Here is a 25,590-nt window from a genome sequence, read left to right as displayed (position 1 = left end):
ACACTAAATTATGTTTAAAAAAATTTATAAATTGAAAAGCTTCCTTGCATTTAAATATGTTGCCCTTTCAACCTCTTCAAAGGAAAGCCCTTTTATTTCTGCAATCTTTACTGCAACTTTTTTCACCACTGAAGGCTCTGCTTTAATTCCATTGAATTCTACTGGTGCATCTGTTTCAAGCAATATTAATTCTAATGGCGTAAGCCCTGCCATCTTTTGGGTTGAAGAATAGTAGAGCACGCTGGGGCCAAAAGAAATGAAGTAATTGCATTCAATTGCCTTTTCGAATACTTCTTTTCCGCCTGAAAGCCAGTGCAACAAGACTTTCTCCTGTTTTCTTTCCTTCAGCATTTCAATTGCTTCATTTTGTGCTTCCCTTGAATGCACTTCAACTGCCTTCCCCTCTTTCTGTGCAATTGAAAGCATTTCACCAAAAACTTTTTTCTGGAATTCTTTCTGTTCTCTTGTTGTTGCGTGCTTGAAGTCAAGGCCTGTTTCTCCTATTCCAATGCATTCTCTTGCATGGCCTTCAATGAATTGGACTGATTCCTCTATTTCTTTTTCTTTCATTCCCAGAATGTTTGAGGGATGCAGGCCAAGGCATGCTTTCACTGAAGGAAAGCTTTTCTGGAGTTCCAGATTCTTTTTCATTGAATTCAAGTCAACTGAATTAGATATAATTAGTTTGACGCCTTTCAATTCAGCTTCCTTTATTATTTTTTCTGCATCAGAAAATTCGTATAAATGGCAGTGAGCGTCAATAAGCATTTAAATCAATTTAAAAAATATTTTATTTTTTAAAAATTTAAAAACCGAAAAGGTTTTTAAACCATTTTGAGGCAAAAATCTTAATTAATGAACGGTGGCATGAATGGCAAAAAAAAAGCTTGGTTTCCCTCCATATGTAATTGCGCTGATTGTCATATTAGGCATTGCTTTAGGTTTTGCAGGATTCAAGCTTATTTCACTTATGAATGAGAACTCTCAAACAGGGCCAGTAATTGAGCCTTTGCCTAAAGTGAAATTGATTCTCTTTTATGCTTCTGAATGCCCTTTCTGCGACACAGAGAATTCAATTAAAAGGTCCTTCACTGTAAAAAAGGTTGACTTTGAAGAAGAATTGATTGACCTCTCAAAAGAGGAGAACAAGCATTATATTTCAGACTTCAATTTATTCATGGTTCCTTCTGCATTAGTAGAAGAAAAAACAATAAGGAGCTATGCGGCAATAAGCCCTTTAATGAGGCAGAACTATGCTTTAGTGAATGGTTTTTACGTTGTGCCTGAAAGCTACTTGGACAGCAAGCCAAAAAACTTGATGTTCTTTGAAGCAAAATGCAGTGCAGACCAAAATAAAGTGAAAGTGGAAGAGTTCGCAGACTATTACTGTTATCCCTGCTGGAAGTCATTGGACGCAGTAGACCAATTAAAAAGAAAATTCACTCCACAATTGCAGTACAAATTCAAGAACTTCAGTTTAATGGGGCAGTACTCCCTGTATGCACAAATTGCAGCAGAGTGCGTTAGGCTTCAAGGCCAATTAGAATTCAATGATTACCAGCAATACTTGTACAAGCAAATTTTCTCTGACGCCAATGGCAATATTGATGCAAACAAGATGAATTTGTTTGATGACAGGTGGACTTTCGTGCAAGGAGGCTTAGGCCTCCAGCTTACTTTTGACCAGCAGGCAGCTTTCGAGCAATGCCTGGATGATGCCAATACTTTAAGCATTATAGAAGAAGACAACAAGGTAGCAGAATCTTACTGGCTGGAGTATGCTCCAGCCTTTGTAATTGACTGCAAGTATGTGTTGGTTGGATATGAAAACCTTAAAACTGCAATATGCATGTTGCACCCAGGCCTTGACGCCTGCAAGCAAGAATGATTTTGAATGAAATTAAGCAGAATTTTTGTTTCAGTACTGATTTTTTTTGTTCTAATTTTTTTTGTTCTCTGGATTTTGATTCCATCAGTTTCACAGAACTCTTACAATGGAATTCCAGCGCAGAAAAGCATTGCAGTCTTTGTCTTGGACGGAACCCCAGCATCCAAAATCACAAAATCTATTACACCAAACTTGGAAAAATTATCAGAAAAATCTTTGACTGCAGAATCCTTTCATCCAGTAATCCCTTCAACCACAGAAAGCCATTCTATCATGTACATTGCAGGCGACTGCGGGAATGCAGGGAAAGCCCAAAACTGCGTTGACAATGCAGGGATGACAAGCTTGTGCGATTACGCCAGACTGCACGGAATGCTGTGCGTCATGGCTTCAGAGGCAGGAGACTTCAAGCAGGCAAGAAGCGAATTCGACATTGCTTTCTATGATTCAGGCTTTTTTGATTTCCGAATTGAAGTAAATTCATTCAATGAAGACACAAGCCTGTTGAAGGATTTCTTTGAGGGATGGGAGAATAAAACAGGAGAATACAGGAGCGAAAGCGGAATTCAAAAATATGCTTTTTACTCTAAATATATTATTGATGTTGATAATGCCCTGATAAAATTTTTTGAGGAAGAATTAAATGGAAGAAAGTTTCTTTTGTTCAGCAATATTAAGGGAAACGATTTCTGTGGCCATGACTTCAATGAAACTGCCTTCACTCAATGCATTTCCATTTTGGACAAGGATTCAGGCCAGTTAATCCAAACAGTCCTTGATTCAAATGGATTGGTTGCTGCTTTTACTGCAGACCACGGAATGGCTTTTGAGTGCCCTGAATGCAAAGGTCATCATGCAGAGCCCCCTTATTCTTTGAGTCCTGAAGTAATGGATATCCCCTTAATTATTTACGACGGAAAAGATTTTGGGGCAATTGAAACAAGTGCAAACACCTTTGACCTGATGCCTTCAATGTTTTATTATGCAGGCCTGCCTGATTCCTGTAGTAGCAGAATGCGTTACTGCAAGGGAAAAATTTTAACTCCTTCCTTTAATTAGTTTTCTTATGCCTGCAAATGTTTCAGTTGAATTCGAGAGAGCCAAAAGGAAATTCGAGGAGGCAAGAAGCCCATTAGAGAAGTTAGCTGCACTACAGGAGATGCGTTCTTTTGCTCCCTCCCATAAAGGCGGAGAAAAATTAAGGGCTGAAATAAGCAAGAAGATTGCCCTCACAAAAAAGGACATTGAAAAGCAGCAGCGCGTAAAAGCAAAGAAAGGATCGGGAATTTCTTTCAACGTAAAAAAAGAGGGTGCAGGCCAGGTTGCACTGCTTGGAGTCCCGAATTCAGGTAAAAGCTTTCTTTTGAACAAGCTCACTAATGTTCAGGTTGAAATTGCACCTTATGCTTTCACCACAAAAGAGCCTCAGGTTGGGGTAATGGATTTCTCTGGCGCAAGAGTTCAATTAGTTGAAATGCCTGCATTGGTTGAAGGCTCTTCTGAAGGAAAAGCCAATGGAAACCTTATCCTTTCTGCTGTAAGGAATGCTGACGCAATTGTCTTTGTTTTAGAAGAAAGGAATGCATTAGAGCAATTGAATTTGCTTCTCAGTGAATTGGACAAAGCCTTCATTAAAGTGAACAGGGAAAGACCATTGATTGAGGTGAAGCACTCGGAATTCTTTGGCTTGAGCATTTCAGGAGAAAACTTCCTTAGAGTTCCTAAAGAGCAATTAAAGTTATTTCTCAGAGATGCAGGCTATGCCAATGCAAGCATTTCCTTAGGGGAAGGGGCTGATTTAAAGAAAGTTGCTGAGGTTCTGGATTCAAGGAACGTGTACAAGAAGCTTCTTGCAGTAATCTCTAAAGCAGAAAAAGAAAAGCCATTGCAATTGCTTGACCTGGAGGGAAAAAAAATTGATTTCCTTTTCTTCAACGAAAAAGAATTAGGCAAATTAAAAGAAAAGATTTTCCTGCTTTTAGACAAAATAATTGTTTTCACAAAAAAGCCTGGGCAGCCAGCAGACTTCAAGGACCCTTTGGTACTGGAAAAAAATTCTACTGTTGAAGTTGTCGCGAAAAGGTTGCACAAAGAGCTCGCCCAGAATTTAAGGTATGTGAAATTATGGGGCTCAAGCAAATTCTCAGGCCAGAGGGTCAGCAAAGACTATGTTCTTAAAGACAGGGACATAATAGAAATCTACTCGTGAATTAAAGATTCTAATTCTCAGCTTTTCTGCCAGCCGTAAGGGATTATTTCCTGTTCTTTTTGCGCTTGCGTTGGAGACGGGAAGAGCTTGTTCCTGTTCTTGAAGAGCATGAGCGCAACAAGCAGTACAATTAATCCTACCGCAATGTAAATAATCAGATTTTGCATGTCGCTTCCCTGCTGCACAAAGCCTCCCTGGAATATGGTTACTGCGTCATTCTTTGCCTTCAAGGCATAAGTTTGCACGTTCTCGTATTTTTTCTGCTTGAAGTTCAATTCTGCCTTATTCCAGTTGGACTGCATTGAGTCAATTTTTTCATATTCTTTCCAGTAAGGCTTGTTGTTTTCATCCAGAATAAACTTCACTAAATCGTTAAGCTTGGAGAAATAGTTTTTTGTTTTCTTGTACAAATCAGGGTCATCAGAGTAAAGCAGGTTGTAGGCATCATTCCTTTTCTTCATTGAGTCAACGTTGTCAACCCATGTCGAGACATTTGAAATGGCTTTAGCGTAAATGGACTGGATGCCTTGATACAAGTCAGAAGAATTTTTTGCTATTGAGTCAAGTTTCTGGAATTCCTGAGGAGAACTCGCCAGCGCAATCAACTGCTGTTTTTCTCCTGCCGTCTTGTCTGATTTGGAGATTAAGGTCTTTAACTCAACAGTCTTGTTTTCGTAGTCCTGCCTTAAGCTGTTTATTTCTTCAAGCAAGGGAAAGAATTCATCATATTTTTCTTTCAATGCATTTGTTTGGCTTGTATTGGTTGAATTAACAAAATCGTTTTCTACCTTGATTATTTCGTCTGTTTTTTCTTCTAAGGTGAAAGCCCTTGAGCTCATCTCGGAGAGGATTGCACTCATTTCGTTTGTGAGGGTTCTGGCATCAGAAGTATTTAATTCGTCTGAAATGTTTCCCAGAGTATAATAAACTGAACCTGAGCCTGAGGTGACAGAATTGAGGGTCTGGAAGAAGGTCTTGTTTGAGCTCGCAAAAACCCAGACAGCAGAATTTTTTTCCTTGTAGTCTTTCAGTGACCTTAAAACATAGACTGTCTTGAATAATTCTGTGTTTGCTGTCTTATTAAGCGAAATCTCTTTTGCAGAGTATTTCACTGCAAGGAAGCCGCTAGGGCTCTCTTCTGTAATTATGACTGCAACCCAGAACTTCTCTTTATTGTATTGCACTGGAAAATTGGGCAGGATTTCAATGCTCTGCCCTTCCTCCAGGAAATGGCTTTCGCTTGTAAGGAAATCCTTTGCCTCCTGGGAGGAGATGGCTCCCGCAAGGCCCAGCATGAAACACAGAAACAAAATTATTGAAAGAACCTTCATATTGCATTAAATAACGCCATTACTCAATTTAATATTTTCTGTTTTTCTATCCTAAAAATCAGAACCTGTGGTTCCGATACCTCCTTTTAAATAATTTTTTGTTGTATGTTATTGGCATGACAGTAAAGAATGCGAGGATTCAATTGAATTATTCTGGAAAGCCTCAAGAGCTGCTGGATTTCCTTGACTCTTATTTTGAGACCAAAGGAATTGATACATTAAGGTTTGCTGTAGAGGAAAAGAAAGGCAGGAAGCTAATAATTAATGCGAGCATAAGGAAGTGAATTGAATGGAGAAGTTTATTGCAGCGCACATTGTGCCCACAGGAGTGAAGGCAAGCATTGGAGGCTATGTGGGTGACGCAACCCCTGCAACAAATGCAATGGCTTCAGTGTGCGATTACTTGATTGCCCATCCTAATGTGGTTAATGCTGTCTCAATGGATTTAGCGCGAGGCAATGTATTGTACGTTGAAGGATTTTCTCTGGACAAGTTTTTCAGGGGAGAAATAGGATTAAGGAAAGTGCATTCAAACAAGGTGGGGGTAGTATTAGATAAAGGAATGGAAAAGGAAAGCTATGACCTTGCATTGAATTCAATTGATGCAATAAGGACTGTAAAGGGAGTGAATGTAATAGGCTATGAAATAACAAATGAAGTTGTTGATGCGCGCGCAGTCAAGACAAGGGAAGGCGCTTTCTTGGGGGAAATCCATAATGAGGAGGCATTGATTGATTCCTGCAGGTCTTTGATTGAAAAAGGCGCAGAGGCAATTGCAATTTCCCTTGCAATAAAAATAGATTTCAAGGACTTGAACGCCTACTTTAAAGGCAAGTCAGCAAACCCTTACGGTGGCACAGAGGCAATTATATCTCATTTAATTTCAAAGGAGTTTGGCATTCCCTGCGCTCATGCGCCCCTTCTTTCTCATAAAGAAATAAAGAAGGAAATGAATTCAGGTGTAGTTGACCCGAGGGCTGCAGCAGAAGCAATTGGCCCAGCATATCTTGGGTGCGTGCTTCAAGGATTAAGCAATGCCCCTCATTTAATTAAAAGCCATGAATGCATTAAGGAAGACATTACAATAGATGAATTGAATGCTATTGTGCTGCCTTATTCCTGCATGGGAGGCGTTCCTGCCCTTGCAGCACAGAAGTTTGGGATTCCATTAATTGCAGTGAAAGAGAACAGGACTGTAATGAAGGCAACGCCAGAGAAAATGGGATTCAGGAATGTCATTCCTGTAAACAATTACTGGGAGGCTGTAGGCGTTCTTGCCTCCATGAAGGAAGGCATTGACTGCTGCGAGCTCAGAAGGCCAGTGAAGAAACTAAAAAAATTCAAATCGGTTTAAAATCTATTTCTTTTAAGATTTATTTTAAGGGGTTGTGGCGTTAACCTGGTAGCGCGCTTGGCTCCAGACCAAGATGTCAGGGTTCAAATCCCTGCAACCCCATTCATGGCAAAAAATGTGGAAATTGAAATTAGATTTCCTATTAATAAAAACACTTTCTTTAAAATAAAAAATAAATTGAAGAAAACCGCAAAGTTTGTGAAAAAGTCTCATCAAATAGATGAATATTTCACTCCTTCCCACAGAAATTTTGTGAAACCAAAAAATCCTTTTGAATGGCTGAGCATCAGAAAAAGAGGCAATAAGGCCATTCTAAATTACAAACACTGGTATTACCCTAAAAATTCTGATTCTGGCACTCACTGTGATGAATTTGAAACCGAAATCAGTAACCCGAATCAATTGAAAAAAATTTTTTCTGCCCTTGATTTAAAAAAACTGGTTAAAGTCGAAAAACAAAGAGAAGTTTACCTCTACAAAAATGAATTTGAAATTGCTTTAGACAAGGTCAGGGAATTGGGTAATTTTATAGAAATTGAAACAATAAAAGATTTTGGAAATGTGAAAAAAGCAAGAGAAAAACTTTTTGAATTTGCTGGAAATCTTGAAATTGATATTTCAAAAATTGACAAAAAAGGCTTCCCTTACCTGTTAATGAAAAGGAAAGGTTTTTTAAAATTTTAATTTGATTTCTACTTCACTTCTATTACCTGGGAGAAGGCTGCCCACATGTCTGGGTTCCTTACATCAAGAAGCCTTGTGCCTTTTATTACATCGTTCAGGATTACGTGGATTTTTATCGGGCAGAAGCAGGGGTCTCCATTTGAATTGTACAGGGGTGTTACCACATCCAAGTCCTCTTTTTCTTCCACAAAGAATCTTTCGTCTTCAAATACTGCAATGACATTGAAGTCTTTTCCTTCCATGGGCTTTTCATTCCTGCAGAGTGTAAACCAGTAATGGCTTATGTCAATTGTTGTCCCTTTAATTACAACTTTTGCTGGGGCATTCCAGTCTTCTTGCGGAGGCGTTTCAGCTGTCTGGACAAAAGTATTGTCTTTTATTTCCCCCCGGCAATTGCTGACAGTGTACATCAAGTTCAATGGCTTGGACATCCTTGGAAGGCCTGGAGTGTAGTTGATGTCATAATTTCTCGGGTCACTAATATCAAGTGCTGGCTCTTCATTTAAATCAGAGTGAATGAATTCGTTTTCTTTATTTACTGGAGTTTCTTTTGGGAGGAATATATACAATGCCCCTAATACAATTACGGCAAATACAAGTATTATTATTATGGTTAACGGATAGTTTGTTTTTGCCGGCATTTAATTCAACCCAGTCCTTATTTGGCTTGCTTAAACTATTAGGCCATAACAATTATTTAATCTTTTCGCGCTTTTAATTTATGAAAATGCTTAAAGACCTTATTTCCAGGATGAAGTCAATAAAAGACAGCTTCTGCAAAAAAGAATTGGTTAGATTAAGGAATGAGAGCAATGAATTGATTGAATTGGCTGCACTGCACTCAGACAAGGTTCTGGCTGAAATGTCCTTGATTGCTTATTCACTGCAGAAAATTCTTTCAAAGCCGCACATAATTGATTCAGTTAAATGGGAGAACGTGAAATCAAAAATAATTGGTTCATTGGATGAGTCAATAGAGCGCCTGAAGAGAAAGGATTTTGATTCATTCAAAAAAGAATTGAATGAATTGTCAAGAAAGGTTTCTGCTGTCGACAAAGAGTACGGCAACTTCATCCAGAACGTGTTCGAGAAAGCAAAGGTGAAGCAGGCTTCAAGGGCTTATGCTTTAGGCTTGAGCTTGAGCCAGTCAGCTGACTTGACAGGCGCAAGCAAGAAGGAGCTCCTTTCATATATCGGCGCAACAAAAATTCATGACGCAGAAGAAAAGCAGCTGGGCATAAAAGAAAGAAAAGAATTACTGGGGGGATTGTTCAGGGATGAATGACCTTGTTTTTGATTCAAGCGCCTTGATTTCAATTTCAGAGAACTGCTTAATGAAGGTGTTAGGCGAATTATCACAAAAAGCAATAGGGAATTTTTACATCAGCGAGGCAATAGCACGAGAGACAGTTAATGTTCCTCTCTCGATTGACAAATTTGAATTGAATGCAATAAGGATAAAGCAGGCCTTAGAGAATGGCTGGATTAAAGTATTCAGGCATGAAAAAATCGGAGAATTCGCTCAAAGGATTGAAGGCATTGCAAACAACTGCTTCTTTCATGACGGAAGGCCTCTTGAGCTCATTCATTACGGTGAAGCAGAAGCCCTTGCATTAAACAAAATAATCAATGCCTCTGTTGTGGTCATAGATGAGAGGACTGCAAGGTCCATGCTTGAATACCCTCTTTCTTTGAAGAAAAGCATTTCACTCAATTTTAATGCTTCAATTAAAATGAATAAGGGAAAGCTCAAGGAATTAAAGGAATTCTGCGGTCAAGTGAGGATTGTGAGGAGCGTTGAATTGATGGCTGAAGCCTTTGATTTAGGGCTTCTTGAGAAAGAATTAGGCAATTCAATTGAATCCCTTAAGGCATCACTCTACGCTTTGAAGTACAAGGGCTGCGCTGTATCATTAAATGAAATTGAATCCTACATCAAAGAGACTGAGATTTAATGAGGATTACAATCACCTTAAAGCCTAATGAAAAGTACTTAAACGAAATTTCTTCAATGATAAAAAAGGAATTTGATTACATTAAAGAGCCAAAAGAGAAAATAACGCAAAAACTCAAGGAAGGGAATTCAATTGTTTTTGCTGCAAAGCAGGGCAGGGCTCTGGCAGGATTTATTTTCCTGAAATTAAGGGGTGAAACTGCAGGGATTGACGGCTTTGCAGTAAAAGAAAAATTCAGGGGAAAAGGCATAGGCTCAAAACTCTTGAGGCATTCAATAAATTTTCTTAAGAAAAAAAATTTTTCTATTGCGCTTCTTTCGGTTTACTGCTCTAATAGGAATGCAATAAAACTTTACAGGAAGCACGGATTCATTGAGAACAGGGGAAAAACAAAAAAAATAAAAGGAAGGAAGATAGCATTGTTTGAATTGCTTCTTCCAAGAAAAGGCAGGACAACGCAAAGCGTGAGCTGAAAGCCTGAAATCATTCCTGGTATAATATTGAAATAACTTTTTCTGCAACCTTTTTTGATTTGTTTTCAAGGATCATTGATTCGTAGATTTCTTCTTTAGTGTATTTTTTTGTTGCAGGGCCCAAAGTAGAAACAAGCTTTTTTATCTCTTTTTTTTCTTCGTTTGTGAGGCCTTCAAGTTCTTCTCCGCTGATAGGCTTGCCTCCCATTGATTTGGTTATGTTTGAGGAAAAGAAGCTGGTGATGCTCCCGAGCTGTTTTCCTAATGAGTCAGAACCCTCTTTTTCTTCGGGCTCTTTCTCCCTGAATTCCTCTTCTACATTTTTCGGTATTATTTTTGTCAATTTTATTATGTTGTCCACAGGCATTTTTTCTTCAGGTTTCTTTGTTTCAATGCCTTCCTTAAGCTTTTCAAGCAATTCTTCTTTGCTTGATTCAGCGCCAGGCTGAATTTGCCCTTCTTCCCCAAAAACAAATCCTTTGAGCATGTTTTCTTCTTCTGTCTGTTTTTTTGTTTTTATTGGCTCAATTCTTATTCCCTCTGTTTCTATTTTCTCTTTTTTTGGGGGGCCCGTGCTTTCAGCTTTCTCTGTTATTATGCTGTTGAACACTAATTCTTTTGGCTCTTCTGTTTCAGAGAACTTTTTGTCTATCTCTTTCAGCCAGTCAGGCGAGGGCTTTGCAAAAGGCCTTTTTTGCTCTTCTTTTTTTGGTTCTTCTCTGACTTCAAATTTTTCTAGTGCGAACGCCTTTTTCGGTTTCTCTTCAATTAATGGCTTTTTTTCTTTTTCCAGTTCAATCCAGGGCTCAGGTTTTTTCTGCTTTGCCTCCATTTCAAAAGGTTTAATCATCTGCTGTTGGGAGGTTAAAGGCTTCTCTTTTTCTTTTGGAGCGAACTCCTTTTTGAATGCAAATTTGCCTCTTAATTCTTTTTCTTCTTCTGCAGGGGCTTTTTTGCTTTCTAATTCTTTCCTTAAATCAAATTCAATTCCTTTGTCTTCCAATTCCTCTGGTTTTACTTCTTCTTCTAATTCTTCTTTCTTTTCTTCTTTTTCTGTTAACTGTTTTTTTAATTCTTTTTTTATTTCATTTATCTCCTGCCATGGCTCTTTCTTTTCCTCTTCTTTTATTACGCCTAATTCTTCCTCCATTTTCTTTTTTGCTTCTTCATCTGAAATTGGCTCCCTGATTGTTTTTTTCGGGCCAATCAATTCATAGTCCTGGCCTAATTTTTTTCTTACCTCGGCAAGCTTTGCCTTGCCTCCGAACATTGCGTTCATCTTCTTCATTCTAACCAATGGGTCCAAGCCGTCTTTTTCAGGCATTAAAATGCACCGTACAATAAATTAATTTGGTTCCTAACATAATTAGAGAAAGATTTATTTAATTTTATCCCAAAAAAAGCTTTTTTGGCTTAATAAGACCTTGCAATGTACACTATAACAGAAGCCTTTTTGCCGCACACAATGCAATTGCCTTTGGTTTTCTCTTCCAAGTCAATTCTTTTCCCTCTAACTGAGGCCTGCGCTTCCTTTTCTATTGCTTCAGCACATTTAACTGCATCCAACCCAATAGAGCAGAATTCCACTCTTGCAATCTTTCCTTTCTGCACAAGTTTCTTTGCTTCTTCAATACTTTTTGCTTCAACAATTGATTCCTGTAAGAATTTCTCTGCTTTCTTTCTAAGGCTTTCATTCAAATTCCTTCCTTCAGCCAGAATCTTTTTCTTCAATTCATTCAATGCAACCAATTCCTTCTTTTTTGTATCTCTCCTGAACAAGAGGGCCTTCTTCCCCTTTAATTCCTTTTCCCCTAATTCAATTCTCAGGGGAATGCCTTTCATCTCCCAGAAGTAAAGCTTGTCCCCCAGCCTTTCTTCTCCTGCATCTATTTCAGCCCTCAAATCCAATTCACTCAATTCCTTCCTGCCCTTTTCTGCTTCAGCCAAAACTTTTTCTTTATTCTTTTCATCAAAAATTGGAATTATTATTACCTGCACTGGAGAAACAGTAAAAGGAAAAACCAAGCCGTTATTGTCTCCGTGTATTGCCATCATTACAGCAAAAATCCTGCTCACAGCAGGCCCATAGCACGTATTCCACACGTACTGATCAGAACCTTTCTCGTCCTTGAAAGTAATATTGAATGGCTTGGAGAAGTTCTGCCCCAACAAATGGGTTGAAGGCAATTGCACTACCCTTCCGTCAGGCATTAAGGAATCAGCAGCATAAGTTGATTCTGCCCCTGCAAACTTGTCCCACTGAGGCCTCTCAAAGAAAATGAATGGCACACAGAGGAAATCATACAATAATTCCTTTGTTGACTGCATGTCTTCTTTCACTTGTTTAATTGAATCCTCTCTTGAGGCAAAAGCATTATGGCTTTCAATCCAATAAATTTCCCTGCTCCTAAGGAAAGGCCTTGTGGCTTTTGTCTCGTACCTGAAGACCTGGGCTCTCTGGTATGACTTGAAAGGCAGGTCTTTGTAACTCCTAATCCATAAAGCAAACATTTGGTAGAATGCAGTTTCTGAAGTAGGCCTTAAAGCAAGCCTTTCCTCCAATTTTTCTCCTGCGCCTGTCTCTGTAACCCAGAAAACTTGAGGGGCAAATCCTTCAACGTGCTCTTTCTCTAATTTGAAATTGCTTTCAGGTATTACTGCAGGATACCAGTAAGGCTTATGGCCTTTCATTCTCAGAATCCTTTCCAATTCAGCATACATTAATTCCATTGAAATAACACTCCAAGGCTGGAATACAATAAAGCCTTTCACGTTATACCTTAAGTCAGCCAGTTCAGCCCTCTTTATTATTTCAGTGAACCACTCAGAGAAATTCTTTTCCTTGTCAATATTGAAAGTAACCTTCTCTTCCTTTTCACTGCCTTTTTCTTTCATGATTAAAACCTTAATTGAAACTTATATTTAATTGTATTTTCTTTCTTTGGGGTACGATTAAAACCTTTCGGTTTTAATGTGCATTTAATTCCTTTTGGAATTAAATTGCAACCTATGCTTTTTCTCTTTTGGATGGACTGTAAACTTTCACCATTTTTCTTTTGGGCAACCTGCACTTTTCTTTTCTTTCTTTGGGGCAACTTACCACTTTCTTTCTTTTTTTAAAAGAAAGAAAGGGGCAGAGTGGGAGGGCCGAGATTCGAACTCGGGTCGTCAGCATATTGGAAGCCTTCCTTTTTTAGGTTTTTTCTTTTGAACCCAAAGGCCTTTTCTTTTTGGAAAAAAGAAAAGGGGCTTACCCCAAGCTGAAATCCTAACCAAGCTAGACTACCCCCCCCAACTGCAACTTTATTTTTTTTCTTTTGGGCAACTTGCCGCTTTCTTTCTTTTTGGGCAACCTGCACTTTTTCTTTCTTTTGGAAAGAAAGAAAAAGGGCGGACGCGGAGGACGAGATTCGAACTCGCGTGAGCTTGCGCTCGCCAGCTATCCGGCCACCAAAACCTTTTTCTTTTTCCGGCAACTTGCCGCTTTTTCTTTTTTTTAAAAAGAAAAAGGGGCAGGCTCCAAGCTGGTGCGTTGGACCACTCCGCCACCTCCGCAAATCAGAACCTTGCGGTTCCGATACCTCCTACAGCTGCTATTGGCAGCTGGCACTACGTGCATTATTGAATTGCTGTAATATTGAACCATTTAATGGTTCGAGTGGGGTTGGGAGGATTTGAACCCCCGTTACTGGCTTTCTTGCGGACAAAAAACAATCCCTTTCTTTTTTGGGGTAACTAACCCCTTTTTTCTTTTGGGATAACGTAACACTTTTCTTTTTTTCTAAAAAAGAAAAGGGTCCGTCCCAAAGCCAGAGTCCTGACCAGGCTAGACTACAACCCCTCAACCGTTCAGTCAGTTGACGCCGGTGTACTACCTGCGCTTTGCTTGGTAGTACTTGCTTCGCTTTTGAAGTAAGAATTAATTCGTTGCAATTGTTTTTATTGATAATTGAATTATTAATTACAAATTTATTTTTCTCTTTTGGATAGACCGTAGACTTTTCTCTTTTTTTAAAAGAGAAAAGGCTTGGATTAAGAGAATTAGCATGTTTTTGGCAGTGGAAGTAGCTCACTTTGCATTTTAAATCAATAGAATTATTTAATGCGAACCCATTTTAAAGTAATTGTTGGGAATAACATAACTGTTTGTAAAAGGCAAAAAAGCTAATTTTTTACGTGCGGCAAAGTTGTTCATTTAAAATGAACATAAGTTTTCATTAGTAATGAAAAGATTTATATACTGATATTGAACATATATTATTATGATGTTGAAAGAAACCTTAAGAAGCATAGTTAAAACACAGAATACCGAGATTTTGAAAAGTGATTATGGAATAGAACGAGAAAAACTCAAACAAATAGATTTAAGGGCCTCCTTTGCGTTAGTCATGTCTGGGGCCAGAAGATGCGGGAAAAGCACTTTATTAAGGCAGTTAATGAAAAAAATAAAGAAGTCATATTATTTTAATTTTGAGGATCCTAGAACTGTTGATTTTGATGTAAGAGATTTTCAAAAACTTAATGAAGTTTTTGTGGAAGAATTCGGCAAAAGTAATTATTATTTTTTTGATGAGATTCAAAATGTTGGTAAATGGGAGCTTTTTGTAAGGGCAATTCTAGATAAAAAAAAAATATGTTGTCATTACTGGTTCTAATGCATCTCTTCTTAGCAAAGAATTGGGAACAAGACTTACCGGGAGACATTTGCGTTGTGAACTTTTTCCATTTTCTTTTAAGGAATTCTTGACGTTTACTGGCAAAAAAGCTGATTTAAGTTCTTTTGAAGGTTATCTCATTAAAGGAGGCTTTCCTGAATATCTCAAATACGACAAATCTGAAATATTGCAAGAATTATTGAATGATATAATTGCAAGAGACATTATGGTAAGATATAAATTAAAGAACCTAAAAACAGTAAAGGAAATGGCTATATACCTGCTTACAAATGTCGGCAAAGAATTTTCTTACAACAGCCTAAAAAAGACCTTTAACTTAGGTTCAGTAAACACTGCCATCTCATTTATTTCCTATTTTGAAGACAGCTATCTTTTATTTACAGTTCCAAGATTTGATTACTCACTTAAAAAACAATTAGTCAGTGCAAAAAAAGTTTACTCCATAGACAATGGATTATCCACTGTTAATTCAGCTTCTTTCTCGGCAGACAATGGAAGAATGCTTGAAAATTTGGTTTTTATTCAATTAAGAAAAAAATATAATGATATTTTTTATTTTAAGGAAAAAAACGAATGCAATTTCCTTGTAAAAGAAAAAGAAAAAATTACAAAGGCAATTCAGGTGTGCTTTAAAGTTGATGAAGACAACAAAGAAAGAGAGATTAATGGAATAATGGAAGCAATGGAAAAATTCAAGTTAAAGGAGGGCTTAATACTGGCATACGACCAAGAAGATGAATTAAGAATAGAAAACAAAAAAATAACAGTAAAGCCTGCGTGGAAATGGCTTCTTAAAGACAATTAAATTCTGAATTTTTTCTGGCGCTTAATTTTTCTTTTATCGCGCAGTCTTCTTAATCTCAGATTAATTTTCCTGTATCTTCCTTCTCTTGTCTGAACTAAACTGTCTATTTGGTGTGCAACTTTTCTGACAATTGTGTCAGACAAATAGCCTGCTTTTCTGGTAGTTTTCAAGTCTACAATTTTTCCAAACCAAAGTTCGGGGTCTTTAAATATCAAACCCTGACACTTAATGCTTTTTAATAATGCTTTTAGTTTTTCTGGAGCTTCTTTAAATACGGCGATAGCCTCAACACAAAAATAATTTGGAGGATAAAAGCTGTAAGGGGTTATTTCAATATTTTTTTTGTCCCTATTTAAAGGAGGATAACCAGGACTATTAGGATCTAAAAGGCCAGCTGATACTCTTTTGATTTTTTTGTTATTTCTGTTTAAATAATAATGAGGGCCACAATGAATGTCAAAAATATATGACTTAGGATTTTGTGACGCTAACTTCACAATAAATTCATCTGAAGGTTCAAACATGGAATGATAAGGAATTTTAGTTCCTGCTTTTGCGGCTTCCTGCACTTGATACAAAATAGTCTTTTTTGGCGGCACCCCAATAATTTCTACTTCGTGCCCTCTTCTTTTTAGATTTGATTTTAAGTAAGTAGCCAAAGGCACTGTGAATGCTGTTTCGGATGGATGAACATTCACGACCAGAATTATTTTCGCCATAAATTAGAATAGGGTTTTTCTTTAATTTAAAGCTAACTGTTTTAAATCAGAGAAGCGTAATTTTATTATGCATTTTGAATTGCTGGCTGAATACTTTGACAAGATTGAAAGGGCTTCAGAGCGCTTGAAGATGACTGACCTGCTTGCAGAATTATTCAGTAAAACTGACTCGGAGAACATAAAGAATGTTGTCTATCTTTCTCAAGGCCAGCTTGGGCCTAATTATGCAAAGGTTGAGGCAGGTTTAGGAGAAAAACTGTTGATGGATGCCCTTGCAAAGGCTTCAGGCTACACAAGGCATGAAATAGAAAAGCAGTTCAAAGAGAAAGGCGATCTGGGCCTTGTGGCAGAAGCCCTTGTTGCAAAGAAAAAGCAGTCTTCTTTATTTCAAGAGAAATTGAGCGTGAAAAAAGTTTTTGATAATTTATTGAAAATTGCTAAAGCAGAAGGCCCAGGAAGTCAGGAACTCAAATTGAAGCTTATGGCAGAACTATTGAATTCTGCTCTTCCACTGGAAGCAAAATTCATTGCGCGAATTCCCTTGGAAAATTTAAGGCTTGGGATTGGCGATCCAACAATAATGGATTCCTTTGCCTTGAGCTTGGTGGAGGAAGGAAAAAAGGAAAAGGAATTAGTGAAAAGGATTGAAGCCCAAATGAAAGACAAAAAAATAAAGGAAAAGGAATGGAATGAAGAATTGAACAGGAGAATAAAGGTTGCCTTAAGAGAAAGGATAGAAGAGAAATACAATATTTATTCTGATTTAGGCGAAATAGCACGCATTCTAAAAGAAAAGGGGTTAGGTGGATTGGAGAAGATTTCAATTGAGCCTGGAATTCCAATAAGGCCGACCTTAGCAGAAAGGCTGCCTTCAGCAGAAGAGATCTTGGAGAAAATAGGGAAATGTGCTGTAGAAGCAAAATACGATGGATTTAGGTTGGCTGTGCACAAAAACAAAGACAAAATAATTATTTTTTCAAGGCAGCAGGAGAACATGACAGAAATGTTCCCTGAAATAGTTGAAGGAGTGAAAAAGCAGTTGAAGGCAGAGGCCGCAGTAATAGAAGGTGAAGCCCTTGCAGTAAACGAGGAGACAGGAGAATTCTTTCCGTTCCAGGTGACAATCCAAAGGAAAAGAAAATACGAGATAGGGGAGAAGGCAAAGGAGTTCCCATTAAAACTTTTCGTGTTCGATGTAATGATGCTTAACGGAAAGAATTTCATGAACGAGCCATTCAAAGAAAGAAGAAAGCTGTTGGAAGAAATAATAAAGAAAGGCGAAACAATAGAGCTTACAGAATCAATTGTAACAGACGACCCAAAAAAAATCAATGCCTTTTTCGAGGAATGCGTGCAGAGAGGCCTTGAAGGCATCATAGCAAAAGACCTGAACGCAAAATACATTGCTGGAGCAAGAAAATTCGCCTGGATTAAACTAAAGCGTTCCTATAAAGGGGAATTAAGCGACACAGTGGACGCAGTAATTATTGGATACTACAAGGGAAGAGGAAAGAGAACCCAATTCGGCCTAGGCGCATTGCTCACTGCAGTGTACGATGACAAAAAAGACGAGTTCAAGAGCATTGCAAAGATTGGAACAGGAATGACAGAAGAAAAAATGATTGAATTAGAGAAAATACTGAGCAAAATAAAGGCTTCGCACAAGCCTGCGAGAGTTAATTCTGAACTGGAGCCAGACTTCTGGGTTGAACCAAAGTATGTCATTGAAGTGAGAGCAGACGAGATTACTAAAAGCCCTGTTCACACTGCAGGCAAGACAAAAGAATTAGGCTTCGCCTTGAGGTTTCCGAGAATGATTTCGATTAGGGTTGACAGGAAGCCCGAGGAAGCCACAACAGAAAAAGAAATAATTAAAATGTACGAACAACAGAAGCACGTGCAAACAACAGAAATAAGGGAGGAACTCTAAATTATTAAATATGAAGAGGAATTAAAATGAGCCCGAAAGAAATGAGAAAAGAATTCAAGATATGGCTTAATAGTTTAGGAAAGCCTAATCTAAAAGAAATCACAAGTTACGCCGACGAACTTACTCAAAAAAGCCTTATAAAAAAAGAAAAGGTAATAAAGCAAGTTTTTAAGTGGCTTTTCCATGACTTCTGTGCAGCCAGAAACGAAGGAAAACAACTAAAAATAAATCAAACAATATTAAGGGAAATTACAAAAAAATCTTTTAATATGGCTGACATGGCACTATGGGAAGGTCATCTCGGATCAAAAAATATAAAAGGTTCCACAAAAGCGAAAAAACGCAAATTAAGGCTTAGAAGAATTGTGTGAGAAAAATGAGCAGCGTTCTATTAAAGGAATTGAATTTTGCAATTAAATTGCTTTTCTTTCTGATGGCATTCTTTCTGGTTGTATATGCTTCAGTGGCTTTCGGCAATTACTTGGGCGAATTCAGGGACTACTTCTTCAGGGCAGGCAATTACTGGCAGGCAGCACTCATCCTTATTTTCGTTCTAGGCATTGGATACATCCTGAGAAAACTATTAGTGTGGGAGACGCGCGGGCTCGTAGGAAAAAAAAGGAAAAGAAGGTAAACATGGCAACAAAGCAATTGTTCCTTGAAGACTCTTATTTGAAAGAAGCAAAAGCAAAAGTAATTGAAGTGAATGCAGGAGAGAAATGGATTGAATTGGATGCAACGATCTTCTACCCAGAAGGTGGAGGCCAGGAATCGGATTCAGGGTCCATTGAATTCAAAAGAATTAAATCCAGAGTGAAAGCAGCAAAAAAAGAGGCAGGAAGAATAAAGCACTTCATTGAAGGTTTGCTTCCAGAAAAAGGCGCTGAAGTTAAATTATTTCTGGATTGGGAGAGAAGGCATTCAATGATGAGAATGCATTCAGCCCAGCACTTGCTTTCAGCTATCATATTAGACCTTTATGGTGCTTCTACTGCAGGCAACCAGATTCACGAGAAAGTCTCGAGAATGGACTTCCATCCAATCAAATTCTCGCAGGAAATGCTTGAAAAATTAAAGCAGAAATTTGATGAAGCAGTAAGGCAAGAAAAGGAAATCAGGATTTACTGGAGCACAAGAGAGAAAGTTTTAGAGGAGGTGGAAGAAAAAAGAAGAAGGCTTTTTGCTTCGCTTCCTGAAAGCGTGAAAGACATCAGGGTTGTGGAAATTGAAGATTACGATAAATGCCCTTGCGCTGGAACACACGTGAAAAATACTGTTGAAATAGGTTTCATTAAAATTTTAGGCAAGGACTCAAAAGGCAAAGACAAAGAGAGAATTTCTTTCGAACTCTCAAGCGTATAAGTTTTTTATACAATTGCATAAGTTTTTTATATAGTGAAAGAAATGCACTTGAAGGAATTGTACTCTAAGTTCAATGTCTCGGAACTGGATGAAGTTGAAGTGTCCACCCAGGACGAAGAGTTCTCCGGGACAATAATGGAATCCAACAACCCTCAAATTCTCGTGCTGAAATTAAAGAATGGTTATAACATTGGAATAAAGACAGAGAGGATTACAAGGATTGAAAAGAAAGGTGAAGCAAGAATTGAGATAGTGAAAGAAAAGAAAGAGGAGAAGAGAGTTGAATTCAATGCAATGCTGCCGAAGATTGCAATACTTCACACAGGAGGCACTATTGCCTCAAGGATTGATTATAGAACAGGAGCTGTAAGCGCTTCAATTGAGCCAGAGCAATTATTAGAGCAAGTGCCTGAACTGGCAAGAATTGCGAACATTGAATCAAAATTTATTTCAAATCTTTTCTCTGAAGATATTCGTTTTATTCATTACAGGAAGATTGCAAGGGCAATAGAAGAAGAATTAAGGAATGGGGCAAAGGGGGTAATAGTAGGGCATGGTACTGACACCCTGCATTATACTTCTGCTGCGCTTTCATTCATTCTTGAAGGCCTGAATGCTCCAATAATTCTTGTTGGAGCACAGAGAAGTTCAGACCGTGGAAGTTCTGATGCAGCAATGAATTTGGTTTGCGCAGCAGAATTCATTGCCCAAAGCGATTATGCAGGTGTAGGCATTTGCATGCACGAAAAGCCTGACAACAAAAGCTGTTTGATTTTGAATGGATGCAAGGCAAGAAAAATGCATTCTTCGAGGAGGGACGCATTCAAGCCCATTAACGTAAAGCCAATAGCTTCAATTGATTATAATACACGAAAAATTGAATTTATTGAAAAGAACTTCACGAAAAAGGAGGAAGGAAGGCAGTTAAAATTAAGGGATTCAATGGAAGAAAAGGTTGGATTAATTAAAGTGCACCCCAACATGTTCCCTGAAGAATTTGAATTCTATGAGAAACACAACTACAAAGGGCTTGTCATTGAGGGAACAGGATTAGGCCATGCCCCCATCGGAACAAAGGCTGAGGGCACTGAACTGCACTCAAAAATCCTTGAAGAAATAAAAAAGCTGGTGAACAAAGGCTGCGTTGTTGTAATGGCATCGCAGACAATTTACGGGAGAATTCAAATGAGTGTGTACAGCAATGGAAAGGATCTTCTCGCAGCAGGCGTTCTTCCAGGGGAAGATATGACTCCAGAAACAGCCTTCATCAAACTGGCATGGCTTTTAGGCAATTATCCCAAAGAAGAAGCAAAAGAATTGATAGGAAAGAATTTGCGCGGAGAAATTACTCCTTGCACAAGCATCGAAGGATTTGATGTTGAAGGGCTTTAATCAATTTTTTGATTTAACCAATAGTTTTATTTCTGGCTTTTTTCCTTTTAAAACAAAATTCATTTTCTCAAAGCCGATTACTTCATTTGTTTTCATGTCTTTTTTAATCAAGAATCCTTCAGTTACTTCATCGCATATTGCTTTTCTTGGTTTTCCAAACCATACATCCAAGGTATTCCCCTTTCTGTCTAGTACCATTAAAATTTCTTTTTCCATATTATTTCTCCTTTTTTAACATTGTTTGAAAGATAAGCTGTGACAATGAATCCTTCATCATTTAAATTCTTTATTAGTACACATAAAAAATACTTGCCGAACTTTTTATAATACAAGTGCACTGAGCTGTCAGTTTTACTTTGTCTTATTTCGTCTGCATTTCTTAAAGTTTCTTTCACTTCTTCTTCATAATCTTTAATTATCGGGTGTTTGAACCTAGAAATCAATTGCCAGTAGAATTCAGTTGTATAAATTCTCTTCCCTAAAACAGAAATAACTTCAAAGTAATAAGACATTCAACCAACTCTCTAAAAAGATGAGAAAAACAAATAATTAAAAATTTAATTCAACGACAAAAAACGAAATTAATTCACAAGAAATCCTGCACTAATAGTTCATAGCACAGTTTTGCTGCTGTCCTCTGTGTTACCTGTTCTGCGTCAGGGGCAGTTTCCACTAAATCCATTCCAACAGCTTTTCCTTCAATGGATTCAATCAATTTAAGGAGCTCAAAATAAGAGAGGCCTCCGGGCTCAAGGCAGCCTGTTCCAGGAACAAGCCCTGCTTCAAGCACATCAATGTCAAGGCTCAAATAAAATTTTTTCCCTTGAGTGAAAGAACCCAATTCCTTTTTTGTTTTCTCTAAATTGCTTTTGACTTCCCTTGCAGTGAAAAACTTTATTTTATTTTTTTGGATGAACTGCCAGTCTGATTTTGCAGGGCCTAAAATTCCTAGTATTATTACGTTCTCTTTCGGGATGAATTGCAGCGCCTTCCTCAGCCAGCTGCCGTGATGAAGCCTCTTGTCCTCCATTAAATCAGGATGGGAGTCAAACACCACAATCAAAGGCTTTTCTTCAGCAAAGGCTTTTACTGCGCCGAAAGAAATTGAGTGTTCGCCTCCAAGCATGAAAGGCACTTTCCCTCTTTCAGTTACCGCCTTATTCATTTTCTCTATTCTTTCAATTGTCTCCTGCACGTCGCCATGCTCTACTCTAATGTTTCCCAAGTCGTGTGTTTTTGTTTTCTCGAAGTAGTCAATTTTCCTGCTTAAAACAAAAGATCCTAAATCTGCTGAAACCTCCCTGATTGAATTAGGTCCATATCTTGCCCCCGGCTTTGCGCAGGTTGTGGCATCCAGTGGGGCACCGTAAATTATTACTTTAACCTGCTCTTCAGGGAAATTCACTCCAGAAAAAACAAATTCAGGCCCTAAAAGATTAAAGCACTCTTCCTTGAGTTTCATCTTATATTTTTTAAGAGAAAAAGCTTTTTATTTCACCGGCAAAATGCTTCCAAAAGAGTTTAAAATTAGTTCAAAACAAAAAATCTGATAAAGAAAAAGAGGGTGAGCGGATTAATTCACCCTGCTTAAAAACCCAATAGACCGTCGTGGTAAGAAATTATAAAGATAAAATTTATTTAAACTTATCGTAATGCTGGAGTGGTCGAGCGCTTTAAGACGCTGGGCTTAAGACCCAGAAGACCGTCGTGGGTCTCGCGGGTTCAAATCCCGCCTCCAGCGCGAACGGTCAAAAATAAGACATCAGTTTAAAATAAAGACTGCAATTATTTTTTTGGGATAGCAATGCTTGAAACAGAAATAAAATTCAAGGTAGGAAGCCCTGCAAAAATGAGAAAGAAACTGAAAGGGATTAGAGCAAAGAGAGTGGGAAAAAGGCTGGAGCAGGGGTTTATTTTTGATGACCAAAAAGATTCACTAAAAGCAAGGGGAATTCTCTTAAGGCTGAGGAAAAGAGAATACAACCTGCTCACACTCAAAATTCCTTCAAGGAATGCCAGCAGGAAATTCAAGGTGAGAAAAGAAATTGAAGTCAAAGTTTCGGATTTCAGTGAAATGAAAGCATTGCTTGAAGCAATGGGATTCAAGGTAAAGCACAGATACGAGAAGATAAGAGAGTCATTTGTTTTCCGCGAAACAAGAATTGAGTTAGACAAACTGCCTTTCTTAGGCTATTACCTTGAAATCGAGGGAAAGCAGAAAGGCATTCAGGAGACAGCAAAGAAATTAGGCTTGAGTTTGAGAGACGGAATTACAAAGAATTACCTTCAGATTGCAAGGGAGTTCTTCGGCAAAAGAAGGGAAGACTATATTGAACTGCTCTTCAGCCTAGAGAAAAGGTGATTAAATTAAAATTTTATTTACTCCTCATTATAATGATTTGAATGGATTACAGCAAATTAGGAATAAAGATAGGACTGGAAGTACACCAGCAATTAGATACCGGAAAGCTGTTCTGCAGGTGCCCTTCGCTCATGCGGGAAGAAAAAGCAGACGTAATAATTGAAAGAAGATTAAGGCCTGTTGCCTCTGAATTAGGGGAATACGATGCTGCAGCCCTTGAGGCATTTCGGAAAGGCCAATTCTATGAGTATGAATTCTATTCTGATTCAAACTGCCTGATTGAAGCAGACGAGGAGCCCATACAGCCAATGAACGAGAAAGCATTAAAGACTGTAATTGAGATTGCCTTGATGGCTGAATCAAAGGTGCTGGATGAAGTGCATGTAATGAGAAAGCAGGTGATTGACGGAAGCAATACCTCGGGATTCCAGAGGACTGCATTGATTGCATTGGAAGGAAAACTCAAAGCCAAAGCAAAGGAAATTGGAATCAATTCAATTATTCTTGAAGAGGATGCGGCAAGGCAGATTGAGAGGACAGAAAAGAAAACAGTTTACAGGCTTGACAGGCTAGGAATTCCATTAATTGAATTGACTACTGCGCCTGAAATTCATTCTCCGGAGGAAACAAAAGAGGTTGCGCTTTCAATAGGCGAGTTGTTCAGGCGCACAGGAAAAGTGAAGAGAGGATTAGGCACAATAAGGCAGGATGTTAATATTTCAATTGAAGGAGGGGCAAGAATTGAAGTCAAAGGAGTGCAGGAACTGGAAATGATTGATGTATTCGTGAAAAGGGAAATAGAAAGGCAGCTAGCGTTAATCGAAATAAAAAAGGGATTGGAAGAAAAAGGAGCAAAGGAAGAAGACCTTCTTCTTGAACCAAGGGAATTGAATGAATTGCTGAAACACTCCAATTCAAAATTGATTCAGAACACAATAAAAGCAAACCAGAAAATTTTAGCAGTGAAATTAAAGGGATTTGCAGACCTTTTAGGCAAAGAAGTGCAGCCTGAAAGAAGGCTTGGAACAGAAATATCAGACTACGTGAAAGCAAGAACTCAATTGAAAGGCATAATCCATTCGGATGAACTGCCTTCTTATGGAATAACAGAAAAGGAACTGCATGAAATAAGGAATTTCCTGAATTGCGAGGAAAAGGACGCATTTGTCTTTGTGTGCGCAGAAAAAGAAAAAGCATTTGATGCCCTTAAAACAGTAATTGAAAGGGCAAAATACTGCTTCAAGGGAGTGCCAGAGGAAACACGCAATGCCCTCGCAGGAGGAAACAGCGAATACTCCAGGCCTCTGCCCGGAGCAGCAAGAATGTATCCGGAAACAGACATTCCAACAATAAAAATTGAAAGAAATGAAGTGGAAGAATTGAAGAAGAAACTGCCTTTAAGCGCAGAACAAAGATTCATCCTTTACATAAACAAGTACAGGCTGAGCCCGCAGCTCGCAGAAAAAATGAAGCTAAGCAATTACGCGCGCTTCTTTGAAGAATTATGCAACAAAGGTGCTGACCCCACTCAAACAGCAGTATTACTGCTTGAAGGATTAGTGCAATTGAAAAGGGAAGGAATTGAAACAGAAAAAATAAGCGAGAAAATGATTGAGGAAATTCTGTTTTCCCTGAAAGAAGGAAAAATTACAAAAGATGTGCTCCTTGAGGTTGTAAAGCAGTGGGCAGGAAAGCCCGGAAAAAAATTAAATGAAATAATTTCTTCAATGAGCTTAGGCAGCCTTTCAGAAGACGAACTCAGAAAAATTGTAATTAATTCAATTGAAAAAAATTCTGCCTTAATCAGGACGCCCGGAGTGAATGTACTTTCAGCTTTAATGGGAGACATAATGATTCAAGTCAAAGGCAGGGCAACAGGCTCTGCAGTCAACAAAATCCTAAAAGAAGAACTAGAGAAAAGGAAGTGATCAATTCGCCTTTTCTACTGCTGTTAAAACCTTTCTGGATTCGCCTGAAAAGACCTTTTTTGCGTTGGCTATCTCCAGCCCAATAATTTTTCCGTTTTTTGAGATGTCAATTACAATGCAGTTCGGCAGTTCAATGCTCTTCCAGTAAGGCTCATTGCTCAACTGGATTCCAATTACATCTTCCTCTTTGTCGTACCAAGTTATTTTTTTCATTTTCTTCATCCTAATCTAAGTAATACGCTGTAATCAATTTAATCTTATCTTTGCCAATCCACCTAAATACTACTTTTAAGGTCTTTCCAGTTTCAGGGATTCTTGAAATAGCATTTAATGCATTTTCATGGACAGAATCTCTGCTAAATTCTCCGCATTTCATGATTGCATATTCAATCATATAATTTTCAATATCTTTCCTGAATTGTTTCTTAAATTTCCAGTGATTTGATTCAACAATAAGCAATTAACCAACTCTCTTAAACAAAAATAAAAAAAAGGAAAAAATTAAAAGTCTTTTCCTACGTC

The 25,590-nt window shown here is 38.1% G+C and carries 29 protein-coding genes and 5 tRNA genes; 20 read left to right on the top strand and 14 right to left on the bottom strand.

Annotated elements, in window-relative coordinates; genetic code table 11:
• Nucleotides 1–24: 24 nt before the first annotated feature.
• Nucleotides 25–768: a TatD family hydrolase gene (locus tag AB1467_02375; protein MEW6295120.1), complete on the bottom strand. Its 744-nt coding sequence runs from the start codon at nt 766–768 to the stop codon at nt 25–27.
• 103 nt (nt 769–871) lie between these two features.
• On the opposite strand from AB1467_02375, the gene AB1467_02370 reads away from it, so the two are divergent.
• Genes AB1467_02370 through AB1467_02360 form a run of 3 tightly spaced genes read left to right on the top strand, consistent with a single transcriptional unit; the run spans nt 872 to nt 4,097 of the window.
• On the top strand, nt 872–1,888 hold the full coding sequence (locus tag AB1467_02370) for a thioredoxin domain-containing protein (GenBank protein MEW6295119.1): 1,017 nt from the start codon (nt 872–874) through the stop codon (nt 1,886–1,888).
• A gap of 6 nt (nt 1,889–1,894) precedes the next feature.
• Complete coding sequence (locus tag AB1467_02365) at nt 1,895–2,947, top strand: hypothetical protein (GenBank protein ID MEW6295118.1); 1,053 nt, start codon at nt 1,895–1,897, stop codon at nt 2,945–2,947.
• 7 nt (nt 2,948–2,954) lie between these two features.
• Entirely contained in the window at nt 2,955–4,097 is a 1,143-nt protein-coding gene (locus tag AB1467_02360; GenBank protein ID MEW6295117.1) for a GTPase, read from the top strand.
• A 17-nt stretch (nt 4,098–4,114) separates the two neighbouring features.
• Here AB1467_02360 and AB1467_02355 read toward each other — a convergent pair whose 3' ends face one another.
• Nucleotides 4,115–5,428 carry a hypothetical protein gene (locus tag AB1467_02355; GenBank protein MEW6295116.1) on the bottom strand — a complete coding sequence of 438 codons (1,314 nt, stop codon included), beginning with the start codon at nt 5,426–5,428 and terminating at the stop codon, nt 4,115–4,117.
• 116 nt (nt 5,429–5,544) lie between these two features.
• Here AB1467_02355 and AB1467_02350 point away from each other — a divergent pair, with 116 nt between their 5' ends.
• From AB1467_02350 to cyaB (AB1467_02335), 4 genes are all read left to right on the top strand, one after another.
• Nucleotides 5,545–5,712, top strand: a complete 168-nt coding sequence (locus tag AB1467_02350; GenBank protein MEW6295115.1) for a hypothetical protein — start codon at nt 5,545–5,547, stop codon at nt 5,710–5,712.
• A 5-nt stretch (nt 5,713–5,717) separates the two neighbouring features.
• On the top strand, nt 5,718–6,782 hold the full coding sequence (locus AB1467_02345) for a DUF3326 domain-containing protein (GenBank protein ID MEW6295114.1): 1,065 nt from the start codon (nt 5,718–5,720) through the stop codon (nt 6,780–6,782).
• A 28-nt stretch (nt 6,783–6,810) separates the two neighbouring features.
• Nucleotides 6,811–6,884 (top strand) — tRNA-Trp (locus tag AB1467_02340).
• Nucleotides 6,885–6,887: 3 nt separating this feature from the next.
• Entirely contained in the window at nt 6,888–7,466 is a 579-nt protein-coding gene (gene cyaB / locus AB1467_02335; GenBank protein MEW6295113.1) for a class IV adenylate cyclase, read from the top strand.
• Nucleotides 7,467–7,474: 8 nt separating this feature from the next.
• Here cyaB (AB1467_02335) and AB1467_02330 read toward each other — a convergent pair whose 3' ends face one another.
• Nucleotides 7,475–8,107: a hypothetical protein gene (locus tag AB1467_02330; protein MEW6295112.1), complete on the bottom strand. Its 633-nt coding sequence runs from the start codon at nt 8,105–8,107 to the stop codon at nt 7,475–7,477.
• 86 nt (nt 8,108–8,193) lie between these two features.
• On the opposite strand from AB1467_02330, the gene AB1467_02325 reads away from it, so the two are divergent.
• The 3 genes from AB1467_02325 to AB1467_02315 are packed head-to-tail and all read left to right on the top strand — an operon-like array spanning nt 8,194 to nt 9,894.
• Nucleotides 8,194–8,751: a hypothetical protein gene (locus AB1467_02325; protein ID MEW6295111.1), complete on the top strand. Its 558-nt coding sequence runs from the start codon at nt 8,194–8,196 to the stop codon at nt 8,749–8,751.
• Nucleotides 8,744–9,421 (top strand): hypothetical protein, encoded by a 678-nt coding sequence (locus tag AB1467_02320; GenBank protein MEW6295110.1) that lies wholly within the window; start codon nt 8,744–8,746, stop codon nt 9,419–9,421. The genes AB1467_02325 and AB1467_02320 overlap by 8 nt, the downstream gene beginning before the upstream one ends.
• A complete protein-coding gene (locus AB1467_02315; protein MEW6295109.1) occupies nt 9,421–9,894 on the top strand; it encodes a GNAT family N-acetyltransferase in 474 nt (157 codons plus the stop codon). Before AB1467_02320 ends, AB1467_02315 begins: the two co-directional genes overlap by 1 nt.
• A 10-nt stretch (nt 9,895–9,904) precedes the next feature.
• Here the strand turns inward: AB1467_02315 and AB1467_02310 are convergent, their stop codons facing one another.
• From AB1467_02310 to AB1467_02290, 5 genes are all read right to left on the bottom strand, one after another.
• Nucleotides 9,905–11,218, bottom strand: coding sequence for a hypothetical protein (locus tag AB1467_02310; protein MEW6295108.1), 1,314 nt, complete (start codon nt 11,216–11,218; stop codon nt 9,905–9,907).
• Between the two features lie 89 nt (nt 11,219–11,307).
• Entirely contained in the window at nt 11,308–12,789 is a 1,482-nt protein-coding gene (proS, locus tag AB1467_02305) for a proline--tRNA ligase (protein MEW6295107.1), read from the bottom strand.
• Nucleotides 12,790–13,033: 244 nt separating this feature from the next.
• Nucleotides 13,034–13,186: transfer RNA gene (locus AB1467_02300), tRNA-Pro, on the bottom strand.
• Between the two features lie 103 nt (nt 13,187–13,289).
• Nucleotides 13,290–13,449: transfer RNA gene (locus tag AB1467_02295), tRNA-Ser, on the bottom strand.
• 104 nt (nt 13,450–13,553) lie between these two features.
• Nucleotides 13,554–13,735 (bottom strand) — tRNA-Pro (locus AB1467_02290).
• A gap of 421 nt (nt 13,736–14,156) precedes the next feature.
• On the opposite strand from AB1467_02290, the gene AB1467_02285 reads away from it, so the two are divergent.
• Both AB1467_02285 and AB1467_02280 read left to right on the top strand, forming a co-directional pair.
• The gene (locus tag AB1467_02285) at nt 14,157–14,549 is read left to right on the top strand and encodes an AAA family ATPase (GenBank protein MEW6295106.1); all 393 of its coding nucleotides are present in this window, start codon (nt 14,157–14,159) and stop codon (nt 14,547–14,549) included.
• A gap of 88 nt (nt 14,550–14,637) precedes the next feature.
• Complete coding sequence (locus tag AB1467_02280; GenBank protein ID MEW6295105.1) at nt 14,638–15,375, top strand: ATP-binding protein; 738 nt, start codon at nt 14,638–14,640, stop codon at nt 15,373–15,375.
• On the opposite strand, the gene AB1467_02275 is transcribed toward AB1467_02280, so the two are convergent.
• Entirely contained in the window at nt 15,372–16,094 is a 723-nt protein-coding gene (locus AB1467_02275) for a hypothetical protein (GenBank protein ID MEW6295104.1), read from the bottom strand. The genes AB1467_02280 and AB1467_02275 overlap by 4 nt on opposite strands.
• Nucleotides 16,095–16,161: 67 nt before the next feature.
• Between AB1467_02275 and AB1467_02270 the strand changes: the two genes are divergently transcribed.
• Genes AB1467_02270 through gatD form a run of 5 tightly spaced genes read left to right on the top strand, consistent with a single transcriptional unit; the run spans nt 16,162 to nt 20,778 of the window.
• Entirely contained in the window at nt 16,162–18,024 is a 1,863-nt protein-coding gene (locus AB1467_02270; protein ID MEW6295103.1) for an ATP-dependent DNA ligase, read from the top strand.
• A gap of 26 nt (nt 18,025–18,050) precedes the next feature.
• The gene (locus AB1467_02265; protein ID MEW6295102.1) at nt 18,051–18,395 is read left to right on the top strand and encodes a hypothetical protein; all 345 of its coding nucleotides are present in this window, start codon (nt 18,051–18,053) and stop codon (nt 18,393–18,395) included.
• Nucleotides 18,396–18,400: 5 nt separating this feature from the next.
• The gene (locus tag AB1467_02260) at nt 18,401–18,658 is read left to right on the top strand and encodes a hypothetical protein (protein MEW6295101.1); all 258 of its coding nucleotides are present in this window, start codon (nt 18,401–18,403) and stop codon (nt 18,656–18,658) included.
• Between the two features lie 2 nt (nt 18,659–18,660).
• Nucleotides 18,661–19,386 (top strand): alanyl-tRNA editing protein, encoded by a 726-nt coding sequence (locus tag AB1467_02255; GenBank protein ID MEW6295100.1) that lies wholly within the window; start codon nt 18,661–18,663, stop codon nt 19,384–19,386.
• Nucleotides 19,387–19,428: 42 nt separating this feature from the next.
• On the top strand, nt 19,429–20,778 hold the full coding sequence (gene gatD / locus AB1467_02250) for a Glu-tRNA(Gln) amidotransferase subunit GatD (protein MEW6295099.1): 1,350 nt from the start codon (nt 19,429–19,431) through the stop codon (nt 20,776–20,778).
• Here the strand turns inward: gatD and AB1467_02245 are convergent, their stop codons facing one another.
• The 3 genes from AB1467_02245 to speB form a co-directional block, all read right to left on the bottom strand.
• Nucleotides 20,779–20,994: a DUF2283 domain-containing protein gene (locus tag AB1467_02245; GenBank protein MEW6295098.1), complete on the bottom strand. Its 216-nt coding sequence runs from the start codon at nt 20,992–20,994 to the stop codon at nt 20,779–20,781.
• On the bottom strand, nt 20,976–21,290 hold the full coding sequence (locus AB1467_02240; protein ID MEW6295097.1) for a DUF4258 domain-containing protein: 315 nt from the start codon (nt 21,288–21,290) through the stop codon (nt 20,976–20,978). The genes AB1467_02245 and AB1467_02240 overlap by 19 nt, the downstream gene beginning before the upstream one ends.
• Nucleotides 21,291–21,364: 74 nt before the next feature.
• On the bottom strand, nt 21,365–22,240 hold the full coding sequence (gene speB, locus AB1467_02235; protein ID MEW6295096.1) for an agmatinase: 876 nt from the start codon (nt 22,238–22,240) through the stop codon (nt 21,365–21,367).
• Nucleotides 22,241–22,432: 192 nt separating this feature from the next.
• Between speB and AB1467_02230 the strand changes: the two genes are divergently transcribed.
• The 3 genes from AB1467_02230 to gatE all read left to right on the top strand — a co-directional run bounded on the left by AB1467_02230 (nt 22,433) and on the right by gatE (nt 25,068).
• Nucleotides 22,433–22,519 (top strand) — tRNA-Leu (locus tag AB1467_02230).
• 63 nt (nt 22,520–22,582) lie between these two features.
• Nucleotides 22,583–23,140, top strand: coding sequence for a class IV adenylate cyclase (cyaB, locus tag AB1467_02225; GenBank protein ID MEW6295095.1), 558 nt, complete (start codon nt 22,583–22,585; stop codon nt 23,138–23,140).
• A gap of 41 nt (nt 23,141–23,181) precedes the next feature.
• Nucleotides 23,182–25,068: a Glu-tRNA(Gln) amidotransferase subunit GatE gene (gene gatE, locus AB1467_02220; GenBank protein MEW6295094.1), complete on the top strand. Its 1,887-nt coding sequence runs from the start codon at nt 23,182–23,184 to the stop codon at nt 25,066–25,068.
• Here gatE and AB1467_02215 read toward each other — a convergent pair whose 3' ends face one another.
• Complete coding sequence (locus AB1467_02215; protein ID MEW6295093.1) at nt 25,069–25,290, bottom strand: DUF2283 domain-containing protein; 222 nt, start codon at nt 25,288–25,290, stop codon at nt 25,069–25,071. It abuts the gene before it with no gap.
• 1 nt (nt 25,291) lies between these two features.
• Entirely contained in the window at nt 25,292–25,528 is a 237-nt protein-coding gene (locus AB1467_02210) for a hypothetical protein (GenBank protein MEW6295092.1), read from the bottom strand.
• Nucleotides 25,529–25,590: the final 62 nt, after the last annotated feature.

The organism is Candidatus Diapherotrites archaeon (genome assembly GCA_040755695.1).
In the GTDB taxonomy this organism is placed as follows: Archaea; Iainarchaeota; Iainarchaeia; order Iainarchaeales; family 1-14-0-10-31-34; genus JBFMAK01.
Note: the sequence above shows the minus strand (reverse complement) of the source record. Positions and strands in the feature narration are given on the sequence as shown.